At 67.1% G+C, this 8,761-nt stretch carries 6 protein-coding genes and 1 pseudogene; 6 read left to right on the top strand and 1 reads right to left on the bottom strand.

Translation table 11 applies throughout. The features are described from left to right. Positions 1-190 precede the first annotated feature (190 nt). The 4 genes and pseudogenes from ACQI5H_RS15995 to ACQI5H_RS15980 form a co-directional block, all read left to right on the top strand. A pseudogene (locus tag ACQI5H_RS15995) lies at positions 191-745 on the top strand (dTDP-4-dehydrorhamnose 3,5-epimerase family protein); the annotation flags it as partial. Between the two features lie 223 nt (positions 746-968). After that, a complete protein-coding gene (locus ACQI5H_RS15990) occupies positions 969-2,429 on the top strand; it encodes a sugar transferase (protein ID WP_427080325.1) in 1,461 nt (486 codons plus the stop codon). Positions 2,430-2,440: 11 nt separating this feature from the next. Next, a complete protein-coding gene (locus tag ACQI5H_RS15985; RefSeq protein WP_427080318.1) occupies positions 2,441-3,916 on the top strand; it encodes an oligosaccharide flippase family protein in 1,476 nt (491 codons plus the stop codon). After that, complete coding sequence (locus ACQI5H_RS15980; RefSeq protein WP_427080317.1) at positions 3,913-5,844, top strand: glycosyltransferase; 1,932 nt, start codon at positions 3,913-3,915, stop codon at positions 5,842-5,844. Before ACQI5H_RS15985 ends, ACQI5H_RS15980 begins: the two co-directional genes overlap by 4 nt. 2 nt (positions 5,845-5,846) lie before the next feature. Here the strand turns inward: ACQI5H_RS15980 and ACQI5H_RS15975 are convergent, their stop codons facing one another. Continuing rightward, positions 5,847-6,725 (bottom strand): hypothetical protein, encoded by an 879-nt coding sequence (locus ACQI5H_RS15975; RefSeq protein WP_427080316.1) that lies wholly within the window; start codon positions 6,723-6,725, stop codon positions 5,847-5,849. A 191-nt stretch (positions 6,726-6,916) separates the two neighbouring features. On the opposite strand from ACQI5H_RS15975, the gene ACQI5H_RS15970 reads away from it, so the two are divergent. Further along, positions 6,917-7,702 (top strand): class I SAM-dependent methyltransferase, encoded by a 786-nt coding sequence (locus tag ACQI5H_RS15970; protein WP_427080315.1) that lies wholly within the window; start codon positions 6,917-6,919, stop codon positions 7,700-7,702. 11 nt (positions 7,703-7,713) lie between these two features. Beyond that, entirely contained in the window at positions 7,714-8,757 is a 1,044-nt protein-coding gene (locus ACQI5H_RS15965) for a glycosyltransferase family 4 protein (RefSeq protein WP_427080324.1), read from the top strand. Positions 8,758-8,761: the final 4 nt, after the last annotated feature.

Genomic DNA, 8,761 nt, shown 5'->3' with positions numbered 1-8,761 from the left:
ACCCCATACCGGGGCCCGAGCGATTTGCCCGACGCGGCCGCGCGCGGCCGCGTCGGGCAAATCGCTCGGGCCCCGGTATGGGGTCATCCCGACCATCATGACCCGCCCACCGGCCGCCGGATACGTATAGGCGCCCCATGAACGCAGAGCTGCAGCACACCGGGCCAACGGCTTTCGGAAGGAGTCGTCAGTGAAATACACGCCCACGAAGGTCGCCGGCGTGACGATCATCGACTTCGAACCGCAATGCGACCACCGCGGATTTACCACGCGGTCGTTCTGCTCGCGCGAATTCGCCAACCACGGGCTGGCTTTCGATGGCATGCAGACAGACGTCGTGTTCAGCTACACCCGCGGCACCGTACGCGGTCTGCACCGTCGAGTGCCCCCACACGCCGAGGCCAAGCTGGTCCGGTGCACCCGCGGTGCCATTGCCACCGCCACGGTGGACGTCCGCCCCGACTCGCGGACCTACGGCGACCACGTGATGGTGGAGTTGAGCGCCGACGACCACCGGGCGCTGTTCTTGCCGCCGTATGTCGCACACGGCTTCCAGACCCTGATCGACGACTCCGAGGTCAGCTACCAGGTCAGCGGCCAGCCCGCGACGAACGGCGAGGAGGGATTCCGCTGGGACGATCCCGAGTTCGGAATCGCGTGGCCGCTGCCGGTCACCGTCATCTCCGAGCAGGACGCCAGCTGGCCCTTCCGGGCGTCGGGGCTGGCGCAACTCGAGAACGCGGCCCAAGCGGGCGGGCTCCACGCGGCCGGAGGGGTGGACGATCAACCGCGCGAGACCCAGCGCCACGTGCCGGCCGGCATTCGATCAGGCCTCTCGGCGAGAGCGTAGGTGTGTGATGGCCCTGGACGCGGTGAATCTCGTGCAGCCCGAGCAGCGACCGCAGAAGCGCAAGCCGACCGGCATAACCCCGTTGCCTCCCGAAACACCCGACGCTTCGCCGTTAGCCATGTCCGCGGTGTCGTCCACCGTCGGCAATGCCTTGCGTCGCTGGCAGGACCACTATGCGCAAAGCCTGCGCATTAGCGACTCGGTGATCGTCGTCGCGTCGGTATTCCTTGCGCAGTACGTCCGATTCGGGGAGATCGCGAACACGTCGGGTTACTCGGACCCGGTGATGACGCTGTTCTCCGTTCTCTTCGCGGTGTTGTGGCTGTCGTCCCTTGCGATATTCCAAACGAGATCGACGCGAGTCATCGGCGCGGGGATCGACGAGTACCGGCGCATCGCCAGCGCGTCATTCTGGACGTTCGGGATCATCGCGATGGTGACGTTGCTCGCCAAAGTCGACCTGGCGCGCGGCTATCTCGCGATCGCGCTTCCGGTCGGCACCTTGGGATTGTTGACCAGCCGCAGCCTGTGGCGCCAGCATATCCGCCGCGAGCGAGCGCACGGCCATTGCCAGACAACGGTTTTGGCGATCGGGGATCGGCAGGCCGTTGCTCACCTCGTTACTGAACTGTCCCGCAATCCGAGCGACGGCTGCGTCGTGGCCGGTGTGTGCATTTCAGGATATGGGCCGTCCCGCGGCGAAACCCTGACCGTCGGGAGCCGCGAAGTCGCGATCCTCGGTGACGAAACCCACGCCGTGGCCGCGGTGCAACGCTGCGGCGCCGACACCGTGGCGGTGACGCGCACGGAGCATTTCGGCGTGCACGGCATCAGGGAGCTGCTGTGGCAGCTGGAGACGATGGACGTCGACCTGGTGGTGTCGCCCGGGGTAGTGGACGTCGCGGAAGCGCGATTGACCCTGCGCCTCACCGCAGGATTGCCCCTGCTGCACGTCGAAAAGCCGCAATACGAAGGGAGCCAACGCTTCGAGAAGCAGGTCTTCGACGTCTGCTTCTCGCTAATGGCCCTCATCGCCACATCGCCGCTTCTGATCGCCGCTGCCATCGCCATCAAGCTCACCAGCAAGGGCCCCGTCTTCTACCCATCGGAACGGATCGGCATCGAGGGAAAGCCCTTCACGATGTTCAAGTTCCGAACGATGACCGACGGCGCCGACAGGCAGATCGCAGATCTGTTGGCGCTGAACGACAGCGACGGCGGCATGCTGTTCAAAATGCGCGAAGATCCCCGGGTCACGCCGGTCGGCAGAGTCCTGCGCAGGTTCAGCATCGACGAGCTGCCGCAATTCCTCAACGTGGTCAAGGGGGATATGAGCGTCGTCGGGCCGCGGCCCCCGCTGCGCCGAGAAGTCGAGAACTACGACGGCGACGTCAAGCGGCGACTGCTGGTGAAGCCGGGCGTCAGCGGGCTGTGGCAGGTGAGCGGCCGCTCGAACCTTTCGTGGGAAGAGTCGGTCCGGTTGGACCTGTCGTATGTCGACAACTGGTCGATGGCCGGTGACCTGATGATCATCGCCAAGACGGTGAAAGCCGTATTAACGAGCCACGGCGCCTACTAGGCTCGCGAGCCATGAGCGAGCCGACGGCACCGGGTGCGGTCGTAGGATCGGTGCCGCTCGCGCGGATGGCCCACGCATTCTCGATCCAGTTGATCTGCCGCGTGCTGGGGATGCTGGCGTCGGTGGTTTCGGTGGCGATGACCGCGCGGTATCTGGGGCCCGGACGCTACGGCCAGCTCTCCATCGCGCTTCTTTTCATCGCGATGTGGACGAGCCTGGCCGACCTCGGTATCGCCACCGTGATCGTGCGCCGCGTGACCTCCGGCCGCGGCGACCTCGAGCGCCTGGTGCGCATCAACAGCGGTCTCGCCCTGGTCTATTGCGTTCCGCTCGCGGCGCTGGCGGCGGTGTCCGGCTTGCTGGTCTATCGCGACCCCGAAGTGCGGGTGATGCTCGTCGTGCTATCCGGGGCGCTGCTCATGCAGACCATGGTGACCCGATTCGAGCCGGTATTCCTTGCCACCGTACGGTTCTCGGCGGTAGCCATCTCCGACGTCGTCGGCCGGCTCGCCGCGCTGGCCATGGTCGCCTGCCTGGTGGCGACGCGGTCCGACGTCATCTGGTTCGCCGTAGCGCAACTCATCCCGCCCGCCCTGCAGCTGCTGATCCAAGGCGCCGCCGCGATGCGGCATATCTCGGTGCGCCCGATCTTCGCGGCGCGGGAAGCCGCCGACCTATTGCGGGAAAGCCTGCCGCTCATCGGGTTTCTGGTGGTCGGGCTGCTGTACTGCAGGGCCGACGGCGTGATCCTGTCGCTGCTGAGCACCCACTCCGAGGTGGGCGTGTACGGATTGGCCTTCACGATCGCCTTCAACACCATCGTGGTGTCGCTGATCTTCCTCAAATCGACGCTGTCGACGGCCACCGAGTTGTTCGCGCGTGACCTCGCCGCCTTCGCCGGCTTCCTGCGCCGCAGCGTCGAGCTGATGTACTTTGTGGCCGTCCCGGTCGCAGTCGTCGGCGCGCTGCTGGCCGGACCGTTGATCGGGCTCTTCGGCGATAAGGCGTTCGTCGCGCGCGGCACGCCGACGCTGGCCCTGCTGTTCGTCGCGGCGGCTCTGCGATTCGTCAGCGGCACCCTCGGCCAGGGTTTGGTCGCCAGCCATCACCAGAGGGTCTTGTTCTGGTTGACGATGGCGACCCTGGTGCTCAACGTCGGGCTCAATCTCGCCCTCGCCGGGCGGCTCGGCGCCGTCGGCCCCGGCATCGCGCTGGTCTGCACCGAGTTCTTCAACATGGTGATCAGCACCTGGTGGCTGCGCAGGCACTGCGGCTACCGTACGCCGGTGATGTTCTTGCTGCGGTTGCTGATACCGACGGGAGCGAGTGTTGCGGTGACGCTGCTGCTCTCGGGCCAGCACGTGGTGCTCACCCTCGCCGCGGCCGCCGCCGCCTACCTGGCTACCAGCGCGGCCGTCGGCCCGCTCAGCTGGTCGGACCTGGCCTCCCTGCGGGCCTCGTCGCAGCGGGACCAGCTGGTGGCATGACCCGTGAAATGGACCGGGCGTATCTCAAGCGCCCGGTCGGCGCCCCCGCCGCCCTACCATCCGAGCGCTCACTTGCCGTGCTGGTCGTCAGCGACCAGGGCCACGCGCCGCTCGAGATGTGCCTGCGCAGCATCGCCGAACATCTTCCGCGGCTGCCGGTCTACGTCTACCTGGAGGACGGCGACGGATCCCCCGGTCGGGCGGACCTCGAGGCCCGGTACCCGAGCGTGCACTGGGTATCGGGCCCGGCGAACCGTGGCTGCGCCGCGGCTTTCAACACGCTGGCGGAGCACGCACCGAGCGACGCCGACCTGTTGTTGCTCAAATCCCACGTCCGCCTGCTGGGACCGTTGACTCGCACCCGAGAGTTGCTTCGCCAGCCGGGCGTGGCGGCGGTCTCCCCGATGGGGACCGCGCCGGGCCGGCGGCCGTGGGACATCGCGACCCGCAACCCAACACTGATCCGAGCGCTGACCGCTAGCACCGGCCACTCCGGCTCACTGCGCGGCACCCCGATCTCCCACCTCTATCGCCGCCAGCCTCCCGAAGCTCAAGGCATCAAAGGGTATTTGGGCGGCGCCTGCCTGGCGATCAACCGCGCGGCCTGGAACACCATCGGCGGCCTCGACGAAGAATTCTTCCGCCACGGCGCGGAGGCCGACTGGCAGACCCGCGCCCGCGCGGAGGGCTGGCTAATTCTGCTGGCCGACGAACTCGGCGTCGATCAGGGCGATCCGGCGACCGGCGACGGCGACCGCGACCGCGACCTGGCGCGCGCCAGCGCCGCGCTACTCCTCGAACACCGAAACAGCGTTCACCACGCCGACGTGTATTTGGCCGGCACGACGCTATTGCACCGGACGCCGCGGTCGAAACGCGCCGCTGCCGAAGACCTGCCGACGATTGTGATCAGCACCAACCGCCTGGTGTACGGTGGCGCCGAGCGGCAAAAGGCGCTGCTGGCAACGGAATTGGACCGGCGCGGCTACCCGGTCACCATCGTCTGCATGCAACGGTTCGGCCCGTTGATATCCGAGATTCCGCCTACCGTGCGGGTGGTGCGTCAGCCGTGGTGGGCACCGGCGCTCGACCTCCCCGCGGGCCCGGCGGTGCTCATCACCGCCGACACCAACACCGAGGCGGGGTTCGCCACGTTATGGCGCGCCGCCGATCGGGGCCGGCGCTGGCTGGTCGCCCCGCATGTTCCTCCCGAGGAAGACCGGCCCATCTACTCGCGGCCCCTGACCGCCGCGATGCGCCGCGCGGACGGTTTCATCGTGTTGGCGCAACGGCATTGGGACATGCTGGCCGCACAGCATCGGCTTTGGGGGCGGCGCTTCGTCGCGCCCAACGGCGTCACACCGCCCGCCGACCCGACCCCCCGGATCCGCCGCGCGGACGCGCCGCTGCACCTGGTGATGCTCTCGCGCATCCTCGAGCACAAGAACCCCCACGTGCTGATCGAGGCGCTGGGCGACCTCGCCGACATGCCTTGGCAGCTATCGATTTTCGGTGACGGCCCCGACCGGGAGCGGCTGGAGGCGCGCACGCCCGCCGGATTGCGGGAGCGGGTGCACTGGCGCGGATGGTCGGCCGGTCCCGGGCCCGCGCTGGCCGACGCGGACCTGCTGTGTGTCCCCAGCCGCTCCGAGGCCTTCCCGCTGGTGATCCTCGAGGCGATGGCCCGGGGGGTTCCCGTCGCTGCGTCGGCCATTTGCGCGGTCCCGGAAATGCTGGATTTCGGACGCGCGGGATTCCTCGTCGAGCCCGTGTCGGTGCCGGGATGGCGGCAAAACCTGGCGCGGATCCTGGCCGACCCCGCCGCGCTGCCGTCGGTGGGACGACGCGGCTTCGAGCGCATGCACCAGCACTACACGGTGGAGGCGATGACCGACGCCTACGTTGACGCGATCAACGGGGTGCTGTGAATTCAGTTCGGCTGCTTGGGCTTTGCTCCCAGTATCTTCGCAACCGTGCGGGGGGAGGTCTTGTGCTGACCGAATCCGCCGTAGAGAAAGTACCGGGGCTCCACGTAGATCTGGTCGATGTCCGTCGGGACGTCCGCAAAACGGTCGGACAGGGCGGTGTCGATAAAGAACGCGTCGGAACCCGAGTGGGAATTGCAGCACACCAGGCGGTAGTCGAAGCGCGCGAACAGCGCGGCGAAACTGCTCAGCGATGCCCCGAAGTAGTCGTCGGACTCCCAGACATGATCGGGGTCGTAGGCGATCTGGAACTTCACCGGCGGCGGAAACTTCCCGTTGTACTCGACGATGAACAGCTTGGGACGGATGCCGCCCGCCAACAGCTTTTCGACGAGATAGATGTCGTTGCCGTCGAGGTCCAGGGAGATCACGTCGAGCTGCGTGGCGTCGATTCTCTGCAGGCACGACCGGCTCAGGTCGAGGATGTTCTCCGCGGTGATCCACGCCTTTTCGTAGGTGAAGCGCGGCCCGGGCTGGAATGCCACCGCCAGATCCTGGCCGCCGACCCAGAAGCCCTTCCAGCCCAGCGCGGCAAGGATCAGCGTGTTGTTCTCCGTCCCGTCGCCGACACCGAATTCGGCGAACACCCCGTCGTCGAGGCGGTCGATCCGGCGGAGGATCTCCAGCGTTATCCCGTCCTCGTCGGTCGCGGAAAAGCACTTCTTCCCGGCCCGATTCAGGGGATTGGGATGGTTTGCCTTCACCGATTGGGAATGGTCGAAAAGGATCAGATCCTTGAGCTGGTCCCGCGTTTCACTGCCGAGAATGCGCCGGATCCTTTGCCTGAGCGTCTTTCCCGGCGGGGGTGTCGCGCTTCTGGCCATTTGGAGGTTAAAGCTACCACGCCAAGGGTAAATCGCTTGCGCACAATCAATTCCGAACGGTTTTGGCTTGCTCACTTCGCCGAGCGTGCCGTAGGTTCACCAGTGTTCTTCTTCCGCTCTGATGTCGCGGAAGATGTTCAGGAGGCTGGATAACCGTGCTGTGCCGCATCTGCAGTTCCAGCACCAATCCGGTGTTCACCCATAAGATCCTGGGCAAATACGACTGCAAGTATTACTTCTGCGACAGCTGCGGCGGGCTGCAGACCGAAGAGCCGTATTGGCTGGACGAAGCGTATGCGAGCCCGGTCGCGGCGGCCGATACCACCATGCTGTGGCGCAACCTCTACCTGGCACGGGCGATGTCGGTGCTGCTGTTCTTTCTCTTCGATCGCGGCGGGCGGTATCTCGACGCGGCCGGCGGCTACGGCGTTTTCACCCGCCTGATGCGCGACGTCGGCTTCGACTACTACTGGACGGACAAGTACTCCCCCAACCTCACCGCGCAGGGCTTCGAGGCGGATGCCGGTCCGGGTGCGCCGTACACGGCGGTCACCGCGTTCGAAGTGATGGAGCATCTGACCGACCCGGTCGCGTTCGTGGCCGAGCTGCTGGAGACGACGGGCACCGACACCATCGTTTTCACCACGGAGCTTTTCGCCGGCGAGCCCCCGCCGACGGAGGAATGGATGTACTACGCCTTCGCCACCGGCCAGCACATCACCTTCTATCAAAAGCGGACGCTGGAGCTGATCGGACAGCGCTTCGGCATGGACTTCCACACCTCCAAGACCCGGTGGTGGTGGCTCGGAGGAATGGGCCTGCACATCTTGACGCGGGCGAAGATCAATCCGCTGGCCTGGCGCCTCCTGGCCTCCCCGCGGGTCACCAATCTCCTCCAAGGCGTGCCGCGACGCGCGCTGGAGACCCGGATGTGGACCGATGCCGACATGTTCCTGCAGGCCGACGGAGAAGCGTGAATTCGCCTCGGGTGCTGTGGCTTTCGCCGTGGACGCGACCCGCGGTACGCGTGCAGTCCGAGGCGCTGATCCGGCGGGGGGCCGACGTGCTCCTGGTGACCTCCGACCGGCACCCGGAGTCGGACGCCGCGCGCGACTACGAGTTGGTGCTCGATCCGCGATTCAAGACCGCCGCGACCTGGCCCCCGACCGTCAAGGCGTGGCGCCGCGTCCGCCGGTTCCGGCCCGACGTCGTGATCGCCGAGATCGTTCGCGATCCACGCTGGATCGCGCTGGCCGGGGGGACGCCGCGGATTCAGGTGGTGCACGACGACAATCCGCACGACCCCGACGAGGAGCGGCCGTCCTACGAGCGGGCGGTGTTCGACCGCTGGGGCGCCCGCTCGGCGGCCACCATCACCTATTGCGACTACGTCGCGGCCGCCGTCGCGCAGCGCCGCGACGTCGCCGGCACGCCGGTGCATGTCGTGCCGCTCGCCAGCGACATCGACCCGCCGCGGGTGCCGCCGTTCGTGGGGGCCGAAGGGCGCCATGACTTCGTCATGTTCGGCCGGCTCAACCCCTACAAGAACGTCGACGTGGTGCTGGAGGCGTGGCGGCGACATGTCGTCGGCGGCGGCTGGCGCGGCGACAACCTGGTGCTAATCGGCGACGGGACGCTGGACGCGGGGTCGCTGCCCAAACACACCCACTGGCGCAACGGCAGTTACCGCTACGCCGATGTGATTCCGACGCTGGCCGCCGCGAAAGGTTCGGTTTCCCACTACCGGCGCGCTTCACAAAGCGGTGTGCAGGTGCTCTCCATGCAGCTGGGAGTCATGCCGATCGTGTCCGACGTCGGCGGTCTGCCCGAATACCAGCCGCCGGGCTGCGCCCCGGTCGGGGTCGACGACGTCGCCGGGCTCGCCGCCGCATTCGATCTGCTGGCCGACCCGTCCGTCGCGGCAGAACTGGGAGCGGGGGCCGCGCACCACTACGCGCGCCGATGCGCCGTCGAGCACGTCGCGGATCGTTTTCTGGAAGTCATCGCCGAGGTGTTGTCCGCCCGGCGTTGACCGG

The organism is Mycobacterium heidelbergense (assembly GCF_050205645.1).
GTDB classification, from domain to species: Bacteria; Actinomycetota; Actinomycetes; order Mycobacteriales; family Mycobacteriaceae; genus Mycobacterium; species Mycobacterium heidelbergense_A.
Note: the sequence above shows the minus strand (reverse complement) of the source record. Positions and strands in the feature narration are given on the sequence as shown.

Bases quoted from the DNA above. Each gene is read 5' to 3' on its own strand.
- ACQI5H_RS15990 (WP_427080325.1), top strand. From the start codon at position 969: ATGTCCGCGGTGTCGTCCACCGTCGGCAATGCCTTGCGTCGCTGGCAG.
- ACQI5H_RS15985 (WP_427080318.1), top strand. From the start codon at position 2,441: ATGAGCGAGCCGACGGCACCGGGTGCGGTCGTAGGATCGGTGCCGCTC.
- ACQI5H_RS15980 (WP_427080317.1), top strand. From the start codon at position 3,913: ATGACCCGTGAAATGGACCGGGCGTATCTCAAGCGCCCGGTCGGCGCC.
- ACQI5H_RS15975 (WP_427080316.1), bottom strand. From the start codon at position 6,725: ATGGCCAGAAGCGCGACACCCCCGCCGGGAAAGACGCTCAGGCAAAGG.